Source organism: Acinetobacter sp. ABJ_C4_1, assembly GCF_044538495.1.
Taxonomy (GTDB): Bacteria; Pseudomonadota; Gammaproteobacteria; order Pseudomonadales; family Moraxellaceae; genus Acinetobacter; species Acinetobacter nosocomialis_A.
Genome location: NZ_JBIUCQ010000001.1, coordinates 231422 through 257024, shown reverse-complemented (window position 1 = coordinate 257024; position 25603 = coordinate 231422). Strand labels below are relative to the sequence as shown.

Annotated in this window: 28 protein-coding genes and 1 pseudogene; 14 read left to right on the top strand and 15 right to left on the bottom strand. The window is 38.3% G+C overall.

The features are described from left to right. Window positions 1-19: 19 nt before the first annotated feature. The 7 genes from ACIF8R_RS01180 to ACIF8R_RS01150 form a co-directional block, all read right to left on the bottom strand. A complete protein-coding gene (locus tag ACIF8R_RS01180; protein ID WP_343568333.1) occupies window positions 20-607 on the bottom strand; it encodes a CvpA family protein in 588 nt (195 codons plus the stop codon). A gap of 6 nt (window positions 608-613) precedes the next feature. Continuing rightward, entirely contained in the window at window positions 614-1618 is a 1005-nt protein-coding gene (locus tag ACIF8R_RS01175; RefSeq protein ID WP_004707879.1) for a quinone-dependent dihydroorotate dehydrogenase, read from the bottom strand. Window positions 1619-1707: 89 nt separating this feature from the next. Beyond that, the gene (gspM, locus tag ACIF8R_RS01170; protein ID WP_396478520.1) at window positions 1708-2187 is read right to left on the bottom strand and encodes a type II secretion system protein GspM; all 480 of its coding nucleotides are present in this window, start codon (window positions 2185-2187) and stop codon (window positions 1708-1710) included. Beyond that, window positions 2187-3326 carry a type II secretion system protein GspL gene (gene gspL, locus ACIF8R_RS01165; protein WP_396478518.1) on the bottom strand — a complete coding sequence of 380 codons (1140 nt, stop codon included), beginning with the start codon at window positions 3324-3326 and terminating at the stop codon, window positions 2187-2189. The genes gspM and gspL overlap by 1 nt, the downstream gene beginning before the upstream one ends. Window positions 3327-3348: 22 nt before the next feature. Then, on the bottom strand, window positions 3349-3804 hold the full coding sequence (locus tag ACIF8R_RS01160) for a SixA phosphatase family protein (RefSeq protein ID WP_396478516.1): 456 nt from the start codon (window positions 3802-3804) through the stop codon (window positions 3349-3351). Window positions 3805-3860: 56 nt separating this feature from the next. Next, window positions 3861-4934 (bottom strand): NAD(P)H-dependent glycerol-3-phosphate dehydrogenase, encoded by a 1074-nt coding sequence (locus tag ACIF8R_RS01155; protein ID WP_002049214.1) that lies wholly within the window; start codon window positions 4932-4934, stop codon window positions 3861-3863. 34 nt (window positions 4935-4968) lie between these two features. Next, entirely contained in the window at window positions 4969-5544 is a 576-nt protein-coding gene (locus ACIF8R_RS01150) for a nitroreductase (RefSeq protein WP_396478514.1), read from the bottom strand. Window positions 5545-5747: 203 nt separating this feature from the next. Between ACIF8R_RS01150 and ACIF8R_RS01145 the strand changes: the two genes are divergently transcribed. Next, on the top strand, window positions 5748-6128 hold the full coding sequence (locus ACIF8R_RS01145) for a hypothetical protein (RefSeq protein WP_263614150.1): 381 nt from the start codon (window positions 5748-5750) through the stop codon (window positions 6126-6128). A gap of 36 nt (window positions 6129-6164) precedes the next feature. Here ACIF8R_RS01145 and rhlB read toward each other — a convergent pair whose 3' ends face one another. Next, window positions 6165-7316 carry an ATP-dependent RNA helicase RhlB gene (gene rhlB / locus ACIF8R_RS01140; RefSeq protein WP_042077024.1) on the bottom strand — a complete coding sequence of 384 codons (1152 nt, stop codon included), beginning with the start codon at window positions 7314-7316 and terminating at the stop codon, window positions 6165-6167. 109 nt (window positions 7317-7425) lie between these two features. Continuing rightward, window positions 7426-7638 carry a cold-shock protein gene (locus ACIF8R_RS01135; protein ID WP_000126912.1) on the bottom strand — a complete coding sequence of 71 codons (213 nt, stop codon included), beginning with the start codon at window positions 7636-7638 and terminating at the stop codon, window positions 7426-7428. Window positions 7639-8012: 374 nt separating this feature from the next. Between ACIF8R_RS01135 and ACIF8R_RS01130 the strand changes: the two genes are divergently transcribed. The 5 genes from ACIF8R_RS01130 to ACIF8R_RS01110 all read left to right on the top strand — a co-directional run bounded on the left by ACIF8R_RS01130 (window position 8013) and on the right by ACIF8R_RS01110 (window position 10744). Next, window positions 8013-8258: a sulfurtransferase TusA family protein gene (locus tag ACIF8R_RS01130; RefSeq protein ID WP_042077021.1), complete on the top strand. Its 246-nt coding sequence runs from the start codon at window positions 8013-8015 to the stop codon at window positions 8256-8258. A gap of 133 nt (window positions 8259-8391) precedes the next feature. Beyond that, window positions 8392-9258 (top strand): RNA polymerase sigma factor RpoH, encoded by an 867-nt coding sequence (gene rpoH, locus ACIF8R_RS01125; RefSeq protein WP_002049311.1) that lies wholly within the window; start codon window positions 8392-8394, stop codon window positions 9256-9258. Between the two features lie 110 nt (window positions 9259-9368). Then, window positions 9369-9734: a DUF423 domain-containing protein gene (locus ACIF8R_RS01120; protein WP_396478512.1), complete on the top strand. Its 366-nt coding sequence runs from the start codon at window positions 9369-9371 to the stop codon at window positions 9732-9734. 13 nt (window positions 9735-9747) lie between these two features. Beyond that, window positions 9748-9945, top strand: a complete 198-nt coding sequence (thiS, locus tag ACIF8R_RS01115) for a sulfur carrier protein ThiS (protein WP_004700562.1) — start codon at window positions 9748-9750, stop codon at window positions 9943-9945. A gap of 13 nt (window positions 9946-9958) precedes the next feature. Further along, window positions 9959-10744 carry a thiazole synthase gene (locus ACIF8R_RS01110; protein ID WP_001154366.1) on the top strand — a complete coding sequence of 262 codons (786 nt, stop codon included), beginning with the start codon at window positions 9959-9961 and terminating at the stop codon, window positions 10742-10744. Between the two features lie 198 nt (window positions 10745-10942). On the opposite strand, the gene yaaA is transcribed toward ACIF8R_RS01110, so the two are convergent. Further along, the gene (gene yaaA / locus ACIF8R_RS01105; protein ID WP_396478510.1) at window positions 10943-11722 is read right to left on the bottom strand and encodes a peroxide stress protein YaaA; all 780 of its coding nucleotides are present in this window, start codon (window positions 11720-11722) and stop codon (window positions 10943-10945) included. A gap of 125 nt (window positions 11723-11847) precedes the next feature. On the opposite strand from yaaA, the gene ACIF8R_RS01100 reads away from it, so the two are divergent. Next, the gene (locus tag ACIF8R_RS01100) at window positions 11848-12480 is read left to right on the top strand and encodes an alpha/beta hydrolase (protein ID WP_016805219.1); all 633 of its coding nucleotides are present in this window, start codon (window positions 11848-11850) and stop codon (window positions 12478-12480) included. A gap of 59 nt (window positions 12481-12539) precedes the next feature. Here the strand turns inward: ACIF8R_RS01100 and rtcR are convergent, their stop codons facing one another. Further along, the gene (gene rtcR / locus ACIF8R_RS01095; protein WP_396478508.1) at window positions 12540-14138 is read right to left on the bottom strand and encodes an RNA repair transcriptional activator RtcR; all 1599 of its coding nucleotides are present in this window, start codon (window positions 14136-14138) and stop codon (window positions 12540-12542) included. A gap of 67 nt (window positions 14139-14205) precedes the next feature. Between rtcR and ACIF8R_RS01090 the strand changes: the two genes are divergently transcribed. The 5 genes from ACIF8R_RS01090 (at window position 14206) to rtcA (ending at window position 18867) form a co-directional block, all read left to right on the top strand. Beyond that, a complete protein-coding gene (locus ACIF8R_RS01090; RefSeq protein WP_396478506.1) occupies window positions 14206-15180 on the top strand; it encodes a ribonuclease Z in 975 nt (324 codons plus the stop codon). A 255-nt stretch (window positions 15181-15435) separates the two neighbouring features. Then, window positions 15436-16704, top strand: coding sequence for an RtcB family protein (locus tag ACIF8R_RS01085; protein WP_396478504.1), 1269 nt, complete (start codon window positions 15436-15438; stop codon window positions 16702-16704). Window positions 16705-16706: 2 nt separating this feature from the next. Beyond that, window positions 16707-17090, top strand: a complete 384-nt coding sequence (locus ACIF8R_RS01080; RefSeq protein ID WP_396478959.1) for a hypothetical protein — start codon at window positions 16707-16709, stop codon at window positions 17088-17090. A gap of 12 nt (window positions 17091-17102) precedes the next feature. Continuing rightward, a complete protein-coding gene (locus ACIF8R_RS01075; RefSeq protein ID WP_005073494.1) occupies window positions 17103-17561 on the top strand; it encodes a DIP1984 family protein in 459 nt (152 codons plus the stop codon). A gap of 259 nt (window positions 17562-17820) precedes the next feature. Beyond that, a complete protein-coding gene (gene rtcA, locus ACIF8R_RS01070; RefSeq protein ID WP_396478502.1) occupies window positions 17821-18867 on the top strand; it encodes an RNA 3'-terminal phosphate cyclase in 1047 nt (348 codons plus the stop codon). Between the two features lie 33 nt (window positions 18868-18900). On the opposite strand, the gene ACIF8R_RS01065 is transcribed toward rtcA, so the two are convergent. From ACIF8R_RS01065 to pheA, 4 genes are all read right to left on the bottom strand, one after another. Then, window positions 18901-20361 (bottom strand): aminoacyl-histidine dipeptidase, encoded by a 1461-nt coding sequence (locus tag ACIF8R_RS01065; RefSeq protein ID WP_396478500.1) that lies wholly within the window; start codon window positions 20359-20361, stop codon window positions 18901-18903. 170 nt (window positions 20362-20531) lie between these two features. After that, on the bottom strand, window positions 20532-20915 hold the full coding sequence (locus ACIF8R_RS01060) for a hypothetical protein (RefSeq protein WP_005068294.1): 384 nt from the start codon (window positions 20913-20915) through the stop codon (window positions 20532-20534). A 127-nt stretch (window positions 20916-21042) separates the two neighbouring features. Continuing rightward, on the bottom strand, window positions 21043-23289 hold the full coding sequence (locus ACIF8R_RS01055; RefSeq protein ID WP_396478498.1) for a bifunctional prephenate dehydrogenase/3-phosphoshikimate 1-carboxyvinyltransferase: 2247 nt from the start codon (window positions 23287-23289) through the stop codon (window positions 21043-21045). A gap of 107 nt (window positions 23290-23396) precedes the next feature. Continuing rightward, window positions 23397-24506 (bottom strand): prephenate dehydratase, encoded by a 1110-nt coding sequence (gene pheA / locus ACIF8R_RS01050; RefSeq protein WP_002049199.1) that lies wholly within the window; start codon window positions 24504-24506, stop codon window positions 23397-23399. Window positions 24507-24708: 202 nt separating this feature from the next. Between pheA and ACIF8R_RS01045 the strand changes: the two are divergent. Both ACIF8R_RS01045 and ACIF8R_RS01040 read left to right on the top strand, forming a co-directional pair. Next, window positions 24709-24804: pseudogene (locus ACIF8R_RS01045) on the top strand (alpha/beta hydrolase); the annotation flags it as partial. A 129-nt stretch (window positions 24805-24933) separates the two neighbouring features. After that, window positions 24934-25560: a hypothetical protein gene (locus ACIF8R_RS01040; protein ID WP_396478496.1), complete on the top strand. Its 627-nt coding sequence runs from the start codon at window positions 24934-24936 to the stop codon at window positions 25558-25560. Window positions 25561-25603 lie beyond the last annotated feature (43 nt).

Below are 25603 nucleotides of genomic sequence, written 5' to 3'. Positions count from 1 at the left end.
CTCGCAGACAAGCTAGGAATTAATAAAAAGGATTCTTTGTTGAATGGTCGGGCCGGATTTCTGATTCTTCCGACTCGTCCATTGTTTTTGGAGAAGTGCGAGATACACCGCCTCCAGATGTTATCTGATGATATGCCTCACTTGCTGCGTCTTTAGAAAGCTCTGTAGCTAAAGGCGCATAGGGCAGTAAAAATTGTATAAGTATGGACTGTTTCCAGTTTGCTGAACCTTCAACCCAAGGTCCTACGCCTTGCATGGTAATAAGAACGACCAGTAAACCTTTCAACGAACCAAAAGCACCACCTGCTAAACGATTTAATGGTCCCAATTTCAAACTTTTCAAGAGGCCATTTAAAAGTGCAGTGACGATCCAAGTTAAAACAACAATAATAAGTGCAATAAATGCAAAAGCCGCAATCTTTTGAACCACCGGATCCTGACTTAAACCCGACATTGACGGAGCTAGAAGAACAGCATATTTTGCACCCATAATTAATGCAAAAATCCATCCTACCAAGTTCGCAAAGGCTTTTATAAATCCTTGTCGCAAACCGTTTAGCCCCCCAATGAGCAAAAGTATTAGAATGATGATATCAATAGTGTTCATGTTCAATTAGGTCATAGCTTCAACACATTGCTTTACAAGTGTTGGTCCTGTGTAGATTAGACCACTATAAATTTGAACAAGTGTTGCTCCAGCTTGTTGTTTCGCTAAAGCTTGCTCACCAGACAAAATACCACCCACACCGATTAAAGGAATTTGTCCTTTTAATGATTGAGCAAATAAACGTAAACATTCTGTACTTTTTTCAAATACAGGAGCGCCAGACAAACCACCTGACTCATTACCGTAAGGCAGGTTTTCCACCCCTTCTCTCGATAAAGTCGTATTGGTCACAATAAGACCGTCAATTTTAAAATCTAATAATTGAGCAGAGATAAACTCAACATCTTCAGCTGTTAGGTCCGGAGCGACTTTCAAAACTAAAGGAACATAATGATTATATTGCTCAGCCAACTCAAGTTGACGCGCTTTTAAAGTTTGCAGTAATTCAGTTAACGCATCGCCACTTTGTAAACTACGCAAGTTTTTAGTGTTTGGAGATGAAATATTGACTGTAATGTATGACGCGTAGTTATAAACTTTCTCAAGACAAATCAAGTAATCATCGACTGCTTTTTCGACAGGCGTATCAGCATTTTTACCAATATTGATCCCTAAAATGCCTCTAAACTTTGAAGCTTTAACATTTTCAATAAGCTTATCAACACCATCATTATTAAAACCCATGCGGTTAATAATGGCTTTAGCTTCAGGAATACGAAATAAGCGTGGTTTTGGATTACCCGATTGTGGGCGAGGTGTAATTGTGCCAATTTCAATAAAACCGAAACCTAATCCAGCTAAGGCATCAATATGAGCACCATTTTTATCTAGGCCTGCTGCCAAACCTACAGGGTTAGGAAACTCGATTCCCATACATGTAGTAGGCTTTGCTTCTACAGCCTGACGCATCATGCCTAGCTTATGCGCTTTATCAAGCATGGATAATGTTAATTCATGGGCACGCTCTGGTGCTAAACTAAACAACATCGGGCGAGCAAGTGAATATAACATACCAATCACAGTCTACTGATTTTAGGTATGCATATTATAGGCACAGGCAGCACAAAACACCATGCCTGACATAAGCATATTTTAATATGTTATTGAACTGTCGCTGTTAATTTAATCTGACCTTCGCTTGAAACCATTTCCATCTTCTGAATACTAAGGCCCATCTGTGCAAGTTGTGTTAAAAAGTTAGCTAAAACTGCATAATTCTGATGTGTTACAACAATTTGTAACTGTTCTCCATTTTGCTGAGAAGTCACAGTTAAACCTTGCTGTTGAGCCACCCTTTGTATTTTTCCAGACTTATCAAGTTCAAGCTCATTTGCGGGTTTCATAGTAACCGCATTACTCTGCATCCACACCATCAAATCTTTTAAATCATTTAAGCGTTTTTGCTGTTGTTCTGCCAAGGAATGCATTTTCCAAAGTGAAGATCCAACAATAGCGACTACAACAAAAATTGTAGTAAAGACCACCATAATGCGTTCACGGACAGTTAAACGATCTAGGTATTGAACAACTTGTTCAATCCACTGATCAAAACGATTCTGCAATTGAGCTAACATTTTCATTATTGTATTTTCACCACCCCAATTGCCCCACCACCATTTGCTTGAACATTACCTAGCTCAGCTTTAAATCCTTGCTGATTTAATTGTTGTGTCAAAGCTTGTAAATCATCTGCCGATTTTGCTTTTAATGCCATCGTTAAGATTGAAGCATCATAATTAAGTTGCTGAGCCAAAATCTGTCTTTGCATTAAAATTGGTCCAACACGGCTCAACAAAGAAAGTGCTTGTGTATCACCTTGTTGACTCATTCTTAAATGGCTTTCAAATTGGCCTTTAATGTTTTGTTCAGTTACACGACTAGATGGCCCAAACCAATATTTATATTGTTCAATCGTTTGCTCAGCAGTTTGATTCGCCACTTTTTTCAATTTGACCCAACGCAATAAATCATAGCTAAACTGCACCACAATAATTGCTAAAACAACAGCAGCGCAAGCTTTCCAATAACCAGAGAAAGTACGCTCCTGACCTTTTGATTTTGGCAAAACATTAAAAGGATGCTGCTTAGTTTTATCTAGAGACTGAAATTGATAAACAAACTCAGAACGTTGCTCTGCACTTGAAGCGGCTTCTAAACTCTCTAGTTGCTCTGCTGTTAAACCACTATATTGATAATGTGTTTCGGCTGGCTGAAATTCTAAAAAAAGCCCCAAATCATCAATTGAATTACCTAACCACTTATTTTCACGCACCAAAAGTTGATGGTTAATATTACACAGAATAACTTGCTCAGTTTGTGGTTCAGGCAAAATCAGAAAATCAGGTAACAAAGCAACAAGTTTGGTTGGCAGTAAAGCCAAGGAATGTTGCCATGTCTCAACCATACCTTGAGCAACACCTAAGACAGTTAACTGATCCGCATGAAAATGGTGGACCACTTTCATGTGATCAATAGGTAAAGTTACAAACTCTTCAAGTAGATATTTAACCCCATCAGCCCCCAGCTGTTTATAGTGGGACTTCGCCATAGATTGCTGAAGCATTTGAGCATGACGACTCGGAAAAAAGACCGTAGCTTCTTTTCCTTGATGTATTTGCAAGTCTTGTATTAATTGATCGAGACTCGCAGCCTGCAACCAGCTTTCTCCGTTAGACCAATGCCATGTTCCATTGGTTTCAGGCATCCATATATACAGCATGTCGGCTAAATAACCTTTTTAATTATATTGTGGGTATAAAACTATTTTTTTGTGTTGATAAACCATTTGCAATCACAGCTTGATCATAAATTCTAGCTTCGGCAAGCGCAAATGGATTGAAATTTTCATGAGTAAGCAACTCTGCAATATGACCTACAACATTCATATGGCAAACCACCACAATCGACTCATAAGGAATTTGAGACAACCACTCAATTGCTTCTTTTGCATCATCATCAGGCTTAATTTTATCGCACAACAATACAGGCACATCTTTAAAATATGTCTGAATATATGCCAAGGTTTCTTGAGCACGCAACAAAGGACTAACTACAAAAATATCAGGTTTTACAATATCTTTTAAAAATGTTGCCGTTTGTTCAGCCTGTGCATGTCCACGCGCAGTAAGTGGACGTTTAATATCATTACCATTTACTGGTGGAGCAGCTTCCCCATGACGAACTAATGTCAGTTGCATAAAATTTCCTTGTTAATAATTCCTGCATTATAACCACAATTTATGACATTTATTCGTCAGACTTCATGATGAGGTAAAACAAACTCGACATCACTACGGTGACCATTTTTCATAAGAGAAAGTGCAATATTTAATGGCGGAGCGCCTTCAAAAATCACTTCATATAAAGCATTGGTAATTGGCATATATACGTCCAGTTCTTGTGCCTTACCACGTACCTGAACAATTGTATTAATACCTTCAGCAGTTTGTCCCAACTCTTTACTTGCTTGATCCAGTGTCTTACCAGAACCTAACGCATATCCAATTTGGTAATTACGACTTAATGGACTATTACAAGTCGCAAATAAATCGCCTACACCAGATAAACCTAAGAACGTAAGTGGATTCGCCCCCTGCTTTACCGCGAAACGGCTCATTTCGGCCAAAGCACGCGTTAAAATCATACTCTTGGTATTTTCACCAATTTTATATGCTGCACCAATTCCCATTGCGACTGCATAAATATTTTTAAGCGCCCCGCCCAACTCAACTCCGTGCACATCATCACTACCAAAAACGCGGAATAACGCACTATGAAGCGCATGCTGCACAGCATAACGAACAAGCTCGGAATCACTAGCAATCACTGTACCCGATGGCATGCCTGCCATAATTTCTTTGGCAAGATTTGGACCTGACAATACGCCATATGGAACTTCTGGTAGTTCTTCACGAATAATATCACTCATGAAACTAAACGTTTTAGCTTCAACGCCTTTAGTTAAAGAAACAACCGCTTGTGCAGTAATATAAGGAGCAATTTGTTTTAAGACATCCCGGAAAGAGTGACTAGGAATTGCAACCAAAATAATATCTCGATCACATACAGCTTGTTCCAAATCAGAAACTGCACGTAATGAAGATTCTAAAGTGAAGTCTGGTAAATAACGTTTATTAATATGGGTTTTATTAATTTCTTCTGCTGTTTCGGCATCACGAATCCAGATCATGGTATCGCAGCCATTACGAGCAGCTAAATTCGCCATGGCTGTACCAAAGCTACCGCCCCCTAAAACGGTAATACGTAATGCCGTTTTTTTATCGACCGCAACAGGTTCCACCAAATCTGTAAACTTAAATTCAGCCATGCTTTATTATCCTATTTCTTACTTTTACAGACGTTTAAGCCTGCCAAACTTTTACGAATTCTTTACTTTCAATATCTGCACGAGGTGCAATTGCTTTGGCTGCAGTGCCAACGTAAATAATACCTGAAATTAAATCATATGGTTGCAGACCTAAATACTGTTTTAACCAATTTGATTCAACAACAGCTCCACTACGCCACATGGTTGAAAAACCTTGAGCTTGCAAAGATAACAAAAGATTTTGTACTGCCGCACCTGTACTTAAGATTTGCTCAAAATGTGGTACTTTTGGGTGATCTTGTAACTGAGTCAGCGCTAAAATAAGTAGCGGAGCGCGAAAAGGATGTTGCTTAACACGTTCAAGTTGAGCGGGATCAGTTTCACCTAAATCTGCCAAAGCTTTTGTTAGAACCTCACCGAAAGCACCGCGTTGCTCACCTGAAATAACTACAAAACGCGTTGGCTTAAGTCTATGATGATCTGGAGCCGTTAAAGCAGCCTGAAAAGCCAACTCTAGTTGCTCTGAGTTTGGAGCTGGTTCAATTAATTGGCCAATAGACTGACGCTGATGAATATTTTGGTGAATTATTTGTATTGCTGAATCCGTCATTAATATTGATCTAACTCAAAAATTCGAAATAGATTAGCATAATCTACCGTTAATCCACCATTGAATCTAGCTTATAAACCTAGTGAACTTATAATTTGACATTTTTTAATACAAAACTTCAAAACTCATACAACGTCTTCAAAATCAATTAGAAGACTTATGTTCAAATAGCTATGTCTTTTGGCGATTAACTTAGGTGAATCATGAAAAAAATAATTTTAGCGAGCGCAATGAGCGGCGTTGTTTTATTACTAGGTGCTTGTGCAACCACCCCTAAAAATACTCTAGCAATTCAAAAAGAAAATAATCAGTTTGAAGTGACTGGTATTGGTAAAACCAATTTAATTGCAAAGAATAATGCAGTTACTGCGGCACAAAAAACGTGCTCTAAAAGTACAAGCCCAGTTATTGTAGATGAAAAAACCACTTATCACGGCGTGTTAAAAGATGTGGTCAGTGAAAAGACTGGTCAAATGGTAGAAGCTGCTGCGGGTGTCATTGGTACTTTAACCGGTAAAAATGCGTCTTTGGCTAAAGATGATGACTATCAGACTACCCTCACCTTTTACTGCAAAATTAATTAAGTAAAAAAATCCCAATCAATTGATTGGGATTTTTTATTAGCAGTAACCATCTAATCGGGTAAGCGGTAATTTTTTACCAATTGCTTTTTCAATTTCTGGTAAATAGAAAGCATCATCTTCAGATAAGAAACTAATACTTACACCCTGTGCCCCAGCACGGCCTGTACGCCCAATACGATGAACATAATCATCAGATTGTTCAGGTAAAGTAAAGTTGACTACATGAGATACGCCATCTACATGAATACCACGACCAGCGACATCCGTTGCAATCATGATGTTATGCTTACCTTGCTTGAACTGCTCCAACATTTTCATGCGTTTATCTTGAGCAATCTCACCAGATAGCATCCCTACTTTATACCCATCTTTTTTCAAATGGTCGTAAAGACGGCGCACCTGATCACGACGGTTAGCAAAGATCATGACTTTATCAATTGGCTCTTCACGTAAAATATCTTGTAAAAGACGATATTTATCTTGTTTAGCCACAACGTAAACACGTTGTTCGACATCATTATTGGTCTTTTGTTCAGGCTCAATTTCAACTGTTACAGGTTCAAATAACCACTGTCTTGCCAAATTTAAGACATCGTAACTAAATGTCGCCGAGAACATTAGAGTTTGGCGCTGTTCCTTACGCGGTGAATAACGAACAATACGTTTTACCGAAGGAATAAAGCCCATATCTAATAAACGGTCAGCTTCATCAATCACTAAAAATTCAATTTGATCGAGCCAAACTTCTTTTTGTTCTACAAAATCAATTAAACGCCCAGGTGTAGCGACAATAATATCAACAAAATTAGCATCAAGTTGCTTCTTCTGCTTATCAAAATCAACACCACCCAATAGGGTCACGACATGTAAATTAGAGAATTTTGTGAGGAATTTTGCATCACTTTCAATTTGCAATGCCAACTCACGAGTAGGCGCCAAGATTAAAGCACGAGGCTCGCCACGGAAGCGTTGCTCTTGAACCGGATTATTGAGTAAATCATTAATTACACTAATCAGAAAGGCAGCTGTCTTACCTGTTCCTGTCTGTGCTCGCCCAATTGCATCATGCCCGGCTAATGTATATTTTAAAACCTTTTGCTGAATTGGGGTCATTTGAGTAAACCCTAAAGCATCAATCGCCTTTTTAAGTTGCGGATGTAAATTCAAGGTTTCAAAACCAGATGTCATAAATACGCGCTCTAACAAACAATCTCTCGAATGAGAAGATCATTATAAACAAAAACGCCCCAATTCAAAAATTGGAGCGTCCATCATTCATCAAAAAGATGAATTAGTCTTAGTCTAAAGGCTGAACGTTTTCAGCTTGAAAACCTTTTTGACCTTGTACAACGCTAAACTCTACGCGTTGACCGTCACGTAGAGAACGGTGACCGTCACCTACGATTGCACGGAAGTGAACGAATACATCGTCGCCGCCGTTACGTTGAATAAAACCAAAGCCTTTAGTGTCATTAAACCACTTTACTACGCCTTGTTCACGAGCTGTCATAAGTCAATCCTCAGATGATGAAAAAAGGACCTTCCGGTGTTGCAAACAGCAGAGTAAACAAGTATTTAAAATTTTTATAATCTTAAAGCTTGTAATCATTCTGTAAAACTATCAACAATTTCCGGTTACATCCATTTGTTATAGGTTATTAAAACAATTTAACTGTGTGGTAATCCCTAAAACGGTTCGAGCTTAACACGGGTTTATGACAATTAATAGAATTTTTTTCAAATATTTCCCCTATTTTTAGCTCTTTTTTTAAACAGCTTATTACAATAATTTTTATATAATCCTTTACCTTTTAATTTTTATAAAACACCTAGAGTTCGTCAAAAAATTTGTTAGAATATTTTTTTTAGTTGTTTTTATAATGAATGAGCACTACCTCTTCTACTGTAACGCCTATTGAAATTAATGCCCTTGGTCAACCATGCCCAATGCCTTTATTAATGTTGAAACGTGAACTTAAGAAAGTATCAGGAAAGCAGCTATTTTTATTGAAATCATCTGACCCTCATAGTGAAATTGATGTAACGCGTTACTGCAATTTACATCATTTTATGTGTCAAACCATGCAAATTTCAGAAAGAGAATTTCACTATTTAATTGAAACTCAATGATTCTTTGTTAAAATCTAAGATTAGTAACTGCATAAAATTTTACATTTTTCTACCCAATTTTCCTTAATTATGAAAGCAATTCAAATTAAGATGAATTTATTGGTTAATCCATCCTATCCTATAAGGAGAACTCATGAGTGACAGCAGCAATCAATTGATGCCCCTGTCATTGTCTGCGCCCGGTGTAAACCTTGGTGCATATATCAGTACTGTCAATCAGATTCCTATTTTAACGGCCGAGCAAGAAAAAGAACTTGCTGAACGTTATTATTATGACCAAGATCTTGATGCCGCAAAAATGCTGGTAATGTCGCATTTACGTTTTGTCGTTCATATTGCGCGCAGCTATGCAGGTTATGGCCTACCACAAGGCGACCTTATTCAAGAAGGTAATTTAGGCTTAATGAAAGCCGTAAAACGTTTCGACCCAAATATGGGTGTACGTCTTGTATCTTTTGCCGTCCACTGGATTAAGGCAGAAATTCATGAATACGTTATTCGTAACTGGCGTATCGTAAAAATTGCCACAACTAAAGCTCAGCGTAAACTTTTCTTCAACTTACGTAGTTTAAAAAAATCGAGTAAAAAATTAACGCTCGAAGAAGCACAATCTATTGCTAACGACTTAAATGTAACTCCAGAACAAGTTCTGGAAATGGAAGGTCGTTTAACTGCTTATGATGCTGCTTTTGAAGCGCAAGGTGATGATGACGATGATACGCCACATACTGCCCCTGCGTTGTATCTTGAAGATAACCGTTATGACCCGGCTCGTTTAGTTGAAAATGAAGACTGGGAAGAGCAAAGTACATCTGCTTTACATGATGCCATGGACCAGTTAGATGATCGTTCGCGTAATATTTTGCAGCGCCGTTGGTTAGATGATGATAAATCTACCTTACACGAGCTTGCTGCTGAATATAATGTTTCGGCAGAACGTATTCGTCAGCTTGAAAAAAATGCGATGGAAAAAATTAAAGTCGCTATGTCGGCAAGCTAAAGTAAATGAAAAAAATAAAAGGGCGATAAGCCCTTTTGTTTTATCTGGCTATGTTTAGCCAACCTATTCTATGGTAACGTTGCCTTTCATTATTCAGTTGCGTTTTTGTTATGTGGATTGCCATTTCAGCCCTTAATCTTGCTTTTGCAGTCATATTGGGTGCTTTTGGAGCACATGGTCTTAAAGCTCACGCGAGTCCCGAGCAACTTGCTTGGTGGCAGACTGCAACCGACTACTTTTTTTATCATGCTCTAGGCCTATTAGCGCTTGGTATTTTAAGTAAGGTTCTTCCCCATTTCCCAATCAAGTTATCTTTCTTATTTATCCAGATTGGTATTCTATTTTTTTGTGGTTCGCTTTATATCATGGCGCTGGGATTACCAAGAATATTAGGTGCAATTACGCCAATCGGTGGAGCTTTAATGATTGCTGGATGGCTGATCTTGGCTTGGAATGCTTTCAAATACGCAAAATAATCGGAATGTGATCATGCAAATTTATTTAAATGGCGAATTAACGGACACGCCTAGCCAAAACCTGTTGCAACTCATTCAGGAGTTGGCACTTGAAGGAAAACGTTTTGCTGTTGAACACAATCAGCAAATCGTTTCTAAAAGCAAATTAGAGCAAATTACGATTGCTCAACATGACCGTATCGAAATTATTCACGCTGTTGGCGGCGGCTAAGTCGGAGTTATCCATGCAAGACACCCCTCTCATTATTGGTTCACGTTCTTTTCAATCTCGTTTATTGGTAGGAACTGGCAAATATAAAGACTTAAATGAAACGGATTTAGCTATTCAAGCCAGTGGTGCAGAAATTGTAACTGTCGCAATTCGCCGTGTGAATATTGGACAAAATCCAGATCAACCGAATTTACTCTCAGTTATTCCACCAGAAAAATATACTATCTTGCCAAATACTGCAGGTTGTTTTGATGCTGACAGCGCAGTACGTACATGCATGTTAGCGCGTGAGTTACTGGATGGTCATAACCTAGTAAAGCTTGAAGTGTTGGGTGATGAAAAAACCTTATATCCAAATGTAACTGAAACTTTAAAAGCCGCTCGTACTTTGATTGATGATGGTTTTGAGATTATGGTCTACACCTCGGATGACCCAATCATTGCGCAAGAACTTGAAAGTATGGGTTGTGTTGCGATTATGCCATTAGGCAGTCTGATCGGTTCAGGTTTAGGTATTTTAAACCCGCACACCATTTCAATTATTAAAGAAAATGCGAAAGTACCAGTTTTAGTAGATGCAGGTGTTGGTACAGCAAGTGATGCAGCTATTGCGATGGAACTTGGTTGTGATGGTGTACTGATGAATACAGCAATTGCTGCTGCTCAAAATCCTATTTTGATGGCTTCTGCAATGAAAAAAGCTGTTGAAGCTGGACGTGAAGCATTTTTAGCGGGTCGTATGCCACGCAAACGTATGGCAAATGCAAGCTCACCAGAAACAGGGTATTTCTTTAAATAATCTATTTCTTGCAAGAACACAGCCTTTAATTGCCGTTTTAACTTTAATGCGACTTGTATAGGCATGTTACTTTTCAAAGATGAAAAGTAATAAAAATCTTTTGTTTCGCTGATATTACATCCATGTAATACAGCGAATCGATAGCATCCATGCCACTTCACGATAGTTACCGCTTACGAGAGTTTAACTTGAGTAAGGCTAAGCCACTTGCTCATCACGTTTAAACACCAACTCTTTTGCCGATGAATTATCAGCATCAAAGTAGTAACCTTCGGTATTAAACGCTTTGATGTCTTCAGCTTTATTTAATTGGTTTTCAATAATAAAACGAGCCATTAAACCGCGTGCTTTTTTCGCATAGAAACTAATGACTTTATATTTGCCATTTTTCTGGTCAAGAAAAACAGGCTTAACAATTTCAGCCTTAATTTTCTTTTCATTGACAGACTTGTAATATTCATCCGAAGCTAGATTTACCAGCAATTCAGATTTAATTGCTGCCAAGTCTTCATTAATTTGGTTAGTGATGATATCACCCCAGAATTCATACAAATTATGACCGCGAGTATTTTTTAATTTAGTACCCATCTCTAAACGATAAGGCATCATTAAATCTAAAGGACGCAATAAACCATATAGACCAGAGAGCATACGCAAATGCTGCTGTGCAAAATCAATATCTTTATCTTTTAAATGATAAGCATCTAAACCAGTGTAAACATCCCCTTTAAATGCATAGATTGCTTGGCGAGCATTTGAAAAATTAAATTCGGGATTCCAGTCTCTGAATCGATCTGCATTTAGTGTGGCAATTTTCTCACTCACACTCATTAAACTCGCAATTTCCGAAGCAGAAAGTTTGCGACAAACATCAATTAATTGTGCTGAGTTTTCTAACAAGCGCGGCTGAGTAAACTCATCTGTAGGTAACGCTGTTTCATAATCTAAAGTTTTTGCAGGAGAAATTAAAGCAAGCATAGACAACCTGAAAAAATTATTCTTAATACCAACTATAACAGTAGATATTTTTTAATGCTAACTCGTGTTTTCAATGACGACTATCGGTAAAATAGGGATACGTATTGTTATTTATCGATTCTTATATGTCTGAGCAAATTTTCATTCAGGGTCCAGTTGGGAAAATTGAACTTTTTGTAGACCGCCCTGAAGGTGAAATCAAAGGCTTTGCGGTTGTTTGCCATCCGCATCCATTGCAAGGTGGAACTCCTCAACATAAAGTCCCTGCTCTTTTAACTCAAATCTTTAATGAATATGGTTGTATTGTTTACCGTCCTAGTTTCCGTGGTTTAGGTGGTAGTGAAGGCGTCCATGATGAAGGTCATGGTGAAACTGAAGATATCTTAGCTGTAATTGAACATGTTCGTAAGCTTCATGAAGGCCTACCATTTTATGCAGGCGGTTTTAGCTTCGGCTCACATGTTTTAGCGAAATGTCATGCGCAGCTTAGTCCAGAATTACAACCAGTACAGTTAATTTTATGCGGCTTACCAACAGCTACTGTAGTAGGTTTACGCCACTATAAAACTCCTGAAATTCAAGGTGATATTCTACTCATTCATGGTGAGCAAGATGACATTACCTTACTTTCAGATGCAATTGCATGGGCAAAACCGCAGAAGCACCCAATTACGATTTTACCGGGGGCTAATCACTTCTTTACAGGCTATTTAAAACAGCTTCGTCAAATCATTACACGCTTTATTATTATGAAATAAAGTGTATTTGATGGGCATAGATTGTGTCTATGTCCATCATCTTATGAGCACTGTAACTTCTAAAAATTATTCCAACTTAACCCAAAACGGGCTAAATATTTTTTCACTCGGTCGCTATCATTTGTTGTATTACGTTGTTGACGAGATACTGAAAAGAGTTGTCTTCCAGCTTCTGCCATTGATTTTGAATTTTCACAGACTTTGAGCACACCTCGTAATTGAATCTGATCAAATTCATCTATTTGTTCTATTTGTTCAGAAGCCAAATAATTCAACAAAATATCTGTATTTTTATCATTGTAAGATTCATCCTGAGTAAGCCAAAGTTGCTTTAGGCGTTGAATTTCTTTTTCTACAGCTTCACGACGAATTAACTCACCGTGAGATAAAGTTGCCAAACGAGTTACGCTCGCTGCTAAATCTCTAAAATTTCCTTGCCAGGATGCATCTACTGATTTAGCAAACTTTAAATATGTTTCTAAAGCATCACGTTGAAAACGCAGTTGCCTTTGATGCATTGCAGCAAAACGCTGTAGCTCAAAATCAATATTGGGTGCAATATCTTCTACACGATCTTTTAAATTGGGTAAAAAGAACGTCCACGTATTCAAACGAGCCCATAAATCTTCACGAAAACGGCCAGCTTGAACCTCATTACGCAAATCACGGTTAGTACCCGCTATTAATTGAAAATCGGCCTGAATTTCCTTATCACTCCCAACAGGAAAAAAACTTTTATCCTCTAGCGCTTTCAGCAGCATTGCTTGTTCATCAAGCCCCAATTCACCGATTTCATCTAAAAATAAAATGCCTTGGTCAGCACTTTTTAATAAACCAGCACGAGATGCAGCTGCTCCTGTAAATGCACCTTTTATGTGACCAAATAAAGTCGACATGGCACTATCACCACGTAAGGTTGCACAGTTAACATCGATAAAACGACCGCTTAATTGAAATTTATCTTTCTTTAATTGAAAAATCTGTTTTGCCAAATGAGACTTACCAACACCTGTTGCACCCATAATTAAAATAGGCGCACTAGAGCGGGTTGCAACTAATTCAACTTCCTCAATAAGCTGATTAAACGCTTTATTATGAGTAGAAATATTTGCTTTAAGTTGTTGCCAATTTTGCTTTTGCTCATCATCAAAGCGCTGTTTTAAAACATCATATCGAGATAAGTCCAGATCAATAATTCTATATTCACCTTCTGGGGTCTTTGGTTGATTAGGTGAACTTTGAATGAGTTGAGCTGGTAAATAATGTGCATCTACTAATAAATACCAACAAATTTGGGCAACATGTGTTCCCGTTGTGATATGCAATAAATAGTTATTTTTTTCAACATCAAACGGATAGGTTTTTACAAAATCATAAAGTGCCCCATAAACTTCAGCAAAATCCCAAGGGTCTCTAATACTCACCTTATGTCCAGAAACCTGAGTTTGTGGAGAAATTTCTTTCGCGTCTGCTGCTATAGATTTAACTAAATTATGATGTTGTCGATCATGTAAAAGCACCAATTCATCTACAAGCAAATCTTCATGCATTAACAAGCTAATCGTAGGACGCCAACGTTGCCATCGATCTAGCTTTCTTCCCTGATCAAGTGTAGAACCGACAAAGCCAATAACGACTGTTTTCTTTGCATCCGCCATAATTTCTATAAAATTTTATAAGTGTCTATAATATACAATACGCATTTGACCAAAAAATTCCAAGAATATGCTTCATTTTACTTTTTTAGGCACATCTTCGGGTGTACCGACCTTAACACGTAATGTTTCAGGATTAGCAGTTCGTAATAACAAGAATAAGGACTGGATTTTAATTGATGCGGGCGAAGGTACACAGCACCGCGTTCAACAAGCCAGACTTTCTCTACAAAACTTAGTTGCCATTTGTATTACACACGTTCACGGCGACCATTGTTATGGTCTAGTTGGTTTACTAGCAAGTGCAGGCATGAATGCCCGTAGCAAACCATTAATCGTGATTGCACCGAAAGAAATTCAGCAATGGTTTGAAATCACGGCCCAGCTTACTGACTTACACTTACCTTACTCACTGCAATTTATTGATGTAAATGAAGTAATAAAGCCACAACAGATCACTGATGAATTCATTGTTCAAGCACACCCACTAAGCCATCGTGTTCCAAGTTTTGCTTTTAGCATTTACATCAAATCGATTCAGAAGAAATTAGATACCCAAGCTCTAACTCAGCTTGGCGTACCTCAAGGCGATATGTGGGGCCATTTAAAACGAGGCTACAATATTGAATTTGAAGGACAAACCTTAAAAGCTCAAGACTTTATCAAAATTCAAAATCAACAAGTTCATGCAATTATAGGTGGTGATAATGACCAACCAGAACTATTAGCTGACGCTTGCAAAGATGCCCAACTCCTTATTCATGAGTCCACATACTTACAAACGGTTTTAGATAAAGTCGGCAAAGGTCCAATGCATAGCTCAGCAAAAATGGTGGCTGAATTTGCAGAACAGCAATCTTTAAGCAATTTAATTCTGACGCACTTTAGCCCCCGACATCAGGATAAAGTCGGGCAACAAGCTATTACTGACGAAGTTCTCCAGTTTTATAAAGGTCATTTTTATTTAGCAAATGATTTTGATGAATTTACTTTAAATGAAGCTGGACAGCTTTTAAAAGTCGATAGAAATCATAAATCCCATTAAATACATATATCCAAAAAAATATTTAAATATATTTTTAGATATATTTTCAAAATTAAAAACCACCAATAAAATTTACTTGATATAGATTAAAATTATTTTTATTTATTATTTTCAATATCTTGTATTTTAATTAACTGTTTTTAAAAAAAGTTGGCACACTCAGTGCAATAGTACAAAGCACACAACATCATTCGGATATTGTGAATAACACCTGCCTGCAAACGCTTGGCAGGCAGGCTTTGAAAGGAAAAGAAAATGTCTGTCATTGAAGAAATTAACCAACAAGCTCAGTTTGAACAAAAGCAGCAACAACGTTCTTATGAAGTTCTGCAAAATGAAAAAAGTATGCCAGTCAAAATGTGGACTAAAGGCGTGCTTGTTAATGACAACTCAAAACAACAATTATTACAAACTGCTCAAATGCCTTTTATTTATAAATGGATGGCTGTCATGCCAGATGTACACTTCGGTTTAGGAGCAACTATTGGTAGCGTAATTCCAACTAAAGGGGCAATTATTCCTGCTGCTGTGGGTGTAGATATTGGTTGTGGAATGATGGCAACCCGTACAAGCTTAACGGCTTCAGATTTACCAGATAACTTACATGCTCTACGTACTGAACTTGAACGTTTAATCCCACACGGAATGACTAAGCGCGGACGTGATCGTGGGTCATGGGAAACTCCACCAGAAATGGTAGATCAAGCTTGGTCCGATCTAGTGGCAGATTTTGAATACATTTGTGCCAAACATCCACGTTTAAAAAACACCAACAACCGCAAGCATTTAGGAACTTTAGGTACTGGAAACCACTTTGTCGAGATCTGTTTAGATGAGCATGATCATGTTTGGATTATGTTGCACTCGGGTTCTCGTGGTGTAGGAAATGCTATCGGTAATCATTTTATCGAACTTGCCCGTAAAGACATGCAGAAGCATTTTATTAATTTACCAAATAAAGATTTAGCATATTTAGTCGAAGGCACTGAATACTTTGATGATTACTGGTTTGCTGTAGGTTGGGCTCAACGCTTTGCGATGAAGAACCGAGAAATCATGATGCAATCTGCGATTAAAGCCTTGGCAACTATTGTACCAAAGCCTTTTCAGGCACGTTTGGAAGCAGTGAATTGTCACCATAACTATGTGGAAAAGGAAGAACATTACGGTGAAGAAGTAATGGTCACTCGTAAAGGTGCAGTCCGTGCGCGTCTAGGTGAATACGGAATTATTCCAGGTTCAATGGGTGCGAAGTCGTTTATTGTCCGTGGACTTGGAAATCAGGAATCTTTCTGTTCATGTTCGCATGGTGCAGGCCGTGTTATGAGCCGTACTGAAGCAAAGCGACGTTTTACTGTGGAAGATCAGATTGCACAAACTGAAGGTGTGGAATGCCGTAAAGATGCTACTGTTATTGATGAAATTCCATCGGCATATAAACCGATTGAAGATGTAATGAAAGCCCAAAGCGATTTGGTTGAAGTAGTCTATACCTTAAGACAAGTGGTGTGTGTAAAGGGTTAATCATGGAAAAAGATTGTTTAGATATTCGAAGTCATAGAATCAGCGCAAATGAAGAAAAGCATCTGATTCTACCTGAGCAGCCCTATTACATCATCTTAGTGGTGGAAAGTACTCAAATTCTGCCTGAATGGCGTAATTGGATTTGTGAACAGATTGTCTATTCCAAACATTGTATTCAAGCGATGGTTACAGGATATGAGTGTTCTATTTGGGATGATGTCCTAGATGAAAACTATCTAGTTCTTTATAACTATCAACCACCAATCGATCATTGTTTTATGACAACTTGGCATGAAGATGAAACGTTAGAAGACATTACTGAATGTGCAAAAATTACTATGCAATTAGAAGATATTTCGAACTTAGTAATTGTACATATTGAATAAAAGGTAAATAAAATGAAACTCGCAGAAGCACTTTTACTTCGAAGCGATCAACAAAAAAAACTTGCTTCGTTAAAACAACGAATTAATGCCAATGTATTGGTACAAGAAGGTGATGAACCTAGTGAAGATCCAAATGAGCTCATCAAACAAGTATTCGCTTTAACTCAGGAAAGCAATCAATTGATTTGTCGTATTCACTTGACCAATGCACAAGCAAAACTGGAAGATGGCAAAGTATTGTTGTCCCTATTAAGCTTGCGCGATAGTTATGCTGAACAGCATAAGATTTTAATAGATGCGATTGCCAATACACATCGAGAACCTGATCGTTATAGCTCACGTGAAATTAAGTGGAAGAAAGTCATTCCTGTTTCTAGCTTACAAAAGCAGGCGGATGATATCAGTGCGAAACTCCGTGACTTAAACGTTAAAATTCAGGCTGCTAATTGGCAAATTGATCTAATCGATTAAACAATAGATTTTGTGAAATCATTTTCACAATCAAAGTTTGGACATACTGGGCGAGTACAAGATCCTGCGTTACTCCGATCTGAGGGATTGAAAATAATTCAGGCGGCTATGGCAGCATGTGGGCCGTGCATCGATATTCACTTATCAGGCTCAGCACTATGCACCTAGTAAACCTTTGTCAAAAGCAAAGTCACGCGTTACTTCGCATTACCATGTACTGACAGTATGTTCATTAAATTAGAAAATAAGGAAAACAGAAGTGAACACAGTTTTGGCAAATATGCCAAAAGCCATTCAAATTGATGGCTCACAAGGTGAAGGTGGTGGACAGATTTTAAGAACCGCCCTTACCCTTTCAATGATTACAGGTCAGGCATTTGAATTAATTAATATACGTGCAGGACGTAAAAAACCAGGGTTAATGCGTCAACATTTGGTTTGTGTACAAGCATCTCAACAAATTAGCCAAGCTTATGTAGAGGGTGCTGAATTACATAGCCAACGTTTATATTTCGCACCTCAGCATGTTCAAAGTGGTAAATATCAATTTCAAATCGGTTCAGCGGGTAGTACAACACTGGTTTTACAAACGCTTCTACCTGTTTTGTTATTACAAAATGAAGCTACCGAACTCACCATTTCAGGGGGTACACATAACCCACTTGCACCAACAGCAGATTTTATTGAACACTGCTTTTTACCTGCTCTAACAAAGATTGGAATTAACGTCGATTTTAGATTAAATAAAGCTGGCTTTTTTCCAATTGGTGCAGGTGAAATTCAGATTATCGTTCAACCATGGCGAGATCGAATCAGCTTAAATTTATTAGATCGTGGTGCTTTGCAATGCAATGAAGCTTTTGCAGCAGTATTAAATCTTTCAGAAGAAGCACAGATAGCACAACGTGAATTAACCACATTAAGTAAAAAACTAAACTTAAGCTCTCAGCAACAATTTCATTTAAATGGAATTAGCCAAGGCAATACAATGTATGTGAAAGTTGCTCATCAATATCACACTCAACTGTTTACAGCTTTAGGTGAGATGCGCAAAAGTGCAGAGCAAATAGCTGATCATTTAGCAAAAGATGTAAATCTATATTTATCTTCGCAGGCTGTTGTAGATGAGTATTTGGCAGATCAATTACTTCTACCTTTAGCTCTAGGTCAAGGTGGTGAATTCACCGCACAATGTATTAGCGAACACACTCGTACTCAAGCAGCCATGATTGAAAAATTTATTGATTGTGAAATCGAGTTTATCGAGTTAAATCCGCATCATTTTCATGTAAAAGTTAAAGTTTAAGAAGCTCACAATTGAGCTTCTTATTTGTAAAAACTACTCTACAGATGCTAAAGCTGTTACCAACAGCTTCCAGCATTTCTCTACAGTATCAACTTTGACTCGTTCACCTGGTGCATGCGCACCTTGAATATCCGGTCCAAAAGAAACCATTTGTAGATGTGGATAATGCTCGGCAATAATCCCACACTCTAAGCCTGCATGAATTACTTTTAGATTTGGCTCAATATTAAATGCATTTTGATAGGCCTGCTGTAAGCACTTTAGAGCAGCCGAGTCAGGATTTGGTGTCCAACCTGAAACTAATGGTGTGAGTATAGAGGCGATATTAAATTGACTGAAATGTTTTTGAATTTTTTCTGCAAAGTCTTGAGCTTCTTGGTTCACCATTGAACGGACCATTAAGACAGCTTTTCCGCCTTCTCTATTTAGTCTCACCACTCCAATATTATTTGAAGTCTCAACTACATCTGATAGAACCTGACTCATACTTGCAACGCCATAAGGACTTGTTGCTAAAGCTTGCAACCATTCATTTTGCTGTTGTTGAGCAATCACTTCGGTCACTTCAGCACTATTAGGCTGAATAGTTAATTGCAGGTTGTCATCAATACCCTGTAATTGGTTTTTCCATGTCGTTTGATATTCAGCGAGTAATTTTTCTAATTCAGGCAATTGGTTAGATGAAATGGCAATGGTTGCTACAGCTTCGCGAGGTAAAGCATTACGAGCTGTACCACCTATAAACTCAACAAGTCGTCCACCAAGCTTCGCTAAATGCTGATTTAAAAAACGGGCCAGAATAACGTTGGCATTACCACGTCCTAAATGGATATCTACTCCAGAGTGGCCACCTTTAAGACCAGCCACCTGAATATTAACAATATTCAAATTTTCAGGAATTGGTTCATAATTAAGCGGTTGCTCAACTTCAACATCAATACTACCAGCACATCCGAGATATAGCTCGCCCCACTCTTCTGTATCAATATTAAATAGCCACTTCCCTTTTAGTACACCTGCCTGTAAAAGTCGCGCACCACTCATCCCTGCTTCTTCATCAACTGTTAAAAGAACTTCAATTGGCCCATGAGCAATATCATTTGAGTCTAAAACTGCCAAAGCTAATGCTACCCCAATGCCATTATCAGCACCTAAAGTAGTATCTTTAGCAATTAACCAGCCATCTTCGAGGACTGGCTGGATCGGGTCTTTAAAGAAGTCATGTACTGTGCCAGTATTGGCTTGAGTGACCATATCTAGATGGCCTTGCAGAATAACACCAGATACATGTTCTTTACCCAGAGTTGCATTCTTACGAATAATCAAATTCCCCACTTTATCTACGTAAGTTTCTAAATTCCGACTTTCAGCCCAGTTTCTTAAAAACTCACGAAGTTGCTGTTCATGCTTCGATGGGCGAGGAATAGTGCAAAGTGTTTGAAAATGCTGCCAAACCACTTGAGGAGATAACGCTGCAATATCAACTTGTGTCATGAAAACCACACTCTAATTATGTAAATATCGTAATAATTTCAATATACACAATGCATTAAAGATAGGTAGCGATTTAGGGAAAGATTTTGTATTTTTATCTTTAATCTAAAGAGATAGTACGACTTTTCTAAAAAGCCGTACTTCATGAATAAGTCTTAACAATCGTGTGCTTAGTTTTTCCATTCAAATGCTGAAAAGCTGTGATCGGCCTTTAAACTATTTTCAACGGCCTGTGCAAGCTGACGAATAATGCTTTGTGTTTCGATTTTCTCAAACCAGTCTTGTTCTTCATCAGGATTGGCAGAGATTTCACACATCAAATGCCCTTCATGGTCTGTTTTCTGGCAAGTAATCGATAATGGCAAAAGATGATTATCAATACTCACTTCTACTTTTTCATGTTCATGCACAATGTGCTGCGCATCAAAACCATAATGCCCCAATTGCTTAAACAGTAAAGCCGCTACATATTCTTGAGTGATATGGCATTCATTTGGTGGATGATCAAGCACACCATGCTGTGGGCAACTGGCAATAAATTGTAATTTTTTCATCCTTTGTCCTAACACTTTTATCATTATCTGCGCTTAGCATAAGCAATAAACAAACAGCAGCCAAGCCTTTAGCCTGCTGCTGCCGTTGCTATTGTGTTAGCAATTATAAAATGTGTTAGGTCAAAAGTTATTGGCTAACTTCGATTGTTAAGCCTGCACGATTCGCCAACTCCGTGAAAGTCGGAAAGCTTGTCGCCACAGTTTCAGTACCATGAATTGTAATCGGACCAGAATTACGAAGACCTGCCATACTAAAACTCATGGCAATACGATGGTCATGATGTGACTCGATTTCACCGCCAGCAAAGATTGGTGACCAATCGCCAGATTTGCCTTTACCTTCGATAATGATGCCATCATCAGTTGGCGTACAGTCAATACCCATGATTTTTAAGCCATCAGCCATGACCTGAATACGGTCAGACTCTTTCACTCGAAGCTCTGCTGCACCAGTTAATACAGTTTGACCTTCAGCACAAGCTGCTGCAATAAATAAAGCCGGGAATTCATCAATTGCTAAAGGAACTTGGTCTTCCGGCATATGAATGCCTTTAAGTGTGCGTGAACCTTTAATATGAATATCAGCAATCGGTTCGCCACCAGCAATACGTTCATTTTCAACAGTCAGGTCAGCACCCATCTGTTTTAAAATTTCAATTACGCCAGTACGTGTTGGATTAATACCTACAGCTTCCAGAACAACATCGGAACCTTCTGTAATTGCAGCACCCACCATAAAGAAAGCAGCAGATGAAATATCAGAGGGAACCTGAATATCAGTACCAACTAATTTCCCGCCACCAACGAGTGAGATTTTGTTGCCTTCGGTTTTAACATCATAACCAAATGCACGAAGCATGCGCTCTGTGTGGTCACGAGTTGGTTCCGGCTCAGTTACCGAAGTTTCACCTTCAGCCCATAGGCCCGCAAGTAAAATACCCGACTTCACCTGAGCAGATGCCATTGGCAAGTCGTATTGAATGCCTTTTAATTGCTGAGCACCAGTAATACTTACAGGTGGTGTACCTTTCTCACCTGTTGTCTGGATTTGCGCACCCATTAAACGTAATGGCTTAGCAATACGCTCCATTGGACGTTTAGAAAGTGATGCATCACCTGTCATCACTGAATCAAATTTTTGTGCTGACAACATGCCTGAAAGCAAACGCATGCTCGTTCCAGAGTTACCCATATACAAGGCACTCGCTGGTGCTTTTAAACCATGCATACCTACGCCATGAATGGTCACTTCCCCATTCTTAGGGCCTTCAATGCTTACACCCATATCACGGAAAGCTTGTAAAGTTGCTAAAGCATCTTCACCTTCAAGGAAGCCAGTTACATGCGTAGTGCCTTCGGCAATAGCACCAAACATAATGGAGCGATGTGACACAGATTTGTCACCCGGTACGGTAAATTTACCTCTAAATGCCTTATTTCCCGGTAAGATACTGAATTGCTGTGTCACCTTATTTTTCTCCATTAAAGGTTTTTTGGCTAACATATGATTGAAATGCTGACGTGCTGCCTGAGCATGGCCGAGTAAACCCATTAATGCATGAGAGTCTTCTTTTTCAATCAATTTTCTAAGTACGGTAAGTTGCTTTTCGAAGCCATCTACAGCATTTAATATGGCTGTTTTATTGGCAAAGAAAATGTCATGCCACATTTGTGGATCACTAGCTGCAATCCGTGAAAAGTCACGAAAGCCACCTGCTGCATAGCGGAAAATATCAAGGTTATCTTCACGGTTTGCAAGTTGCTCAACCAAATTAAATGCCATCAAGTGCGGTAAATGACTTGTATGTGCTAAAACTTCATCATGCTTGGCAACGTCCATACAAATGACTTCAGCTTTAGCAGCAGACCAAAGTTGAATTAGTTTATCAACAGCCCATTCTGCACTTGTTGGTAACGGCGTTAAAATAACTTTGTGATTTGCAAATAAATCGACCTTACCTGCATGAACGCCCGTATGCTCACTACCAGCAATAGGATGTCCTGGTACAAAACCTGCTGGTAAATCTTCACCAAATACAGCTTTTGCTGCATCGACGACATTACCTTTTGTACTTCCCACATCAGTTACAATCGTGGTTTCTGTCAAATAAGGTTTAATTAGCTCAAGCACTTTTTGTGTTGCACGTACTGGCAAGGCCAAAACAACTAAATCTGCCCCTTTCACAGCCTCTACAGGATCAGAAAATCCTTGTTGTATTAAGCCAAGTGACTTTGCATCTTCTAAAGTTTTTTGTGAGCGTGTAGAAGCCACAATAGTTGTCGCCAACTTTTCAGCAACAATAACCCGTGCCAAACTCGACCCGATGAGTCCTAAACCAATAAATGCAACTTTTTTAAATAGGGGTTGTGACATAACTTCAACTTTGCTTTTGCTCAAAGTGATTTAAACCTTTGAGCAATTTGTTTTTAAGCATAATGACATGCCCATCTTGATGCATGTCATTATTCCAACATGAGTAATTAGAGAACAGCAGCAGGATAAGAACCTAAAATACGAAGCTCTTTTACCATTGGACGAATATCATTAATTGCTGCTGCAACATTTTCTTGATCGATATGTCCTTCTAAATCGATAAAGAATACATATGCCCATTTTTCAGGTAATGCTGGACGGGTCTCAATACTTGTTAAGCTAATATTATGTTTTGCAAACGGCGCTAAAATTTCTAATAAAGCACCAGCACGGTCATGTGCTGAAATTAATAATGAAGTTTTGTCATTGCCACTTTGTGGAATTTTTTCACGGCCAATGACTAAGAAACGAGTGGTATTTTCCGGATTATCTTCAATATTGCTATGTAAAATTTCAAGGTTATACATACCTGCTGCAATATCTGATGCAATCGCTGCTGAATGCCATTCGTTGCGAATACGACGTGCAGCTTCTGCATTTGAGTTTAAAGCAACACGTTCAACACCCGGATAATGCGCGTCTAACCATTGACGACATTGAGCCAAAGTTTGTTGGTGTGCATAAATCTGTTTAATACTGTCTTTACGTGTATTTTCAGAGACTAGAAATTGATGATGAATACGTAATTCAACTTCACCAATCACATTTAAATTCGATGTTTTAAAACAATCTAAAGTATGGTTTACAATACCTTCAGATGAGTTTTCAACCGGAACTACACCATAATGAGCGCTACCCGCTTCCACTTCACGGAACACTTCATCAATTGTTGGTAGTGGACGAACAACTGCATCTTTACCAAAATGTTTAAGTACAGCAGATTGAGTAAAAGTACCTTCTGGTCCTAAAAATGCAATGCTTTGCGGCGCTTCTAAAGCAAGGCAAGCAGACATAATTTCACGGAACAGACGCGCCATGGTGACATCAGATAGAGGCCCCTGATTGCGCTCCATAACTTTACGTAAAACTTGTGCTTCACGTTCAGGACGATAAAACAAAGGATTCTCTTCAGAAGCAAATTTAGCTTTCGCAACAGCTTCAGCAAGGCTTGCGCGGCGATTTAATAATTCTTGAATCTGTTGATCTACGCTATCAATATCTTCGCGAATTTGTTCTAAACTAAGAGAAGTCGTTTTGTTTTGATCATCGTTGATCATTGGAATGCAGCCTCAGCAAAATCATCTTTTAAACGAGAGTATAACAATAGTCGGCTTTGATTTGTTAGGCAATATCGGTGTATTGGCTTTTTTCGTTAATCGCTCTCGAACCTGTCTATAAGATTACTTTATTTGATAATGATTTTCATTTATTATTTTACTTACTCTATTTCTTATCGGTATTTTTAGAACTCTAACTCAGCAATACATGACAAATCTGTATCCGCTCTTCCCATAAGCACTTATGTTTGCTTCATGTCAAAACCTAGAAAGCTATAAATCTTTAATTGATGAGTAGAAGCACAAGACTACTGAATACAAAATTACTCAACTTTTAAAACGATTATTTCGTTGTTCTTAAAGATAGACCTCTTAATGCATAGATTGGTTATACTGACCCAATATGTCATAACAACAGTAAAATAGAATGAATAAAATTATTGTTTTAGGCTTACTGGGTATTACAAGTTTTAGTTTAACGGCTTGTGGCGGTTGTCCAATAATCGCAGGATGCAATGGTAGAGATAATTCTCCGTACTATATGACGACTATCAACAATCAAGTTCGTGGTATTCCAATCCCAGCTCAAACTAAGCTGACCTATCAGTCGCAACACTTCAGGCAGAAATTTGAGCAAACACATGCTTTAAAAGAGAAAAATTTATCCGGCATTACTTTACCAACAGATACTGCAATCATTTGGGGTGGTATGCCAGTAGACATGTTTATACAGTTTTCTAATCCCGAAATGAAAGGCTTCTCGGTCTATCCAGCACGAGGATTTAATACTGAGTTATCAAATGAGTTTTTACGTTTATGGAAAAGCTGTGAAAGTGATTTAAACATTAACTTAAAGAATCCAAATGACTGGTCATTTAATCCTGAAAATATGAAAATAACGGGTTGTGGTGTCGTCTTTCAAGAACGTAGTGAATACACCGAAGATTCATTTCATCAAGATGAAGCCGATGAGTTTTTAAGAAAGATCAATCATGCATTACAGCAATTACCGAAACAACAAGACTATCCTGTCATTCATCGAACTAATAAATAGGTAATATAAAAAAGCCTACTCAAAGGTAGGCTTTTTTATATTA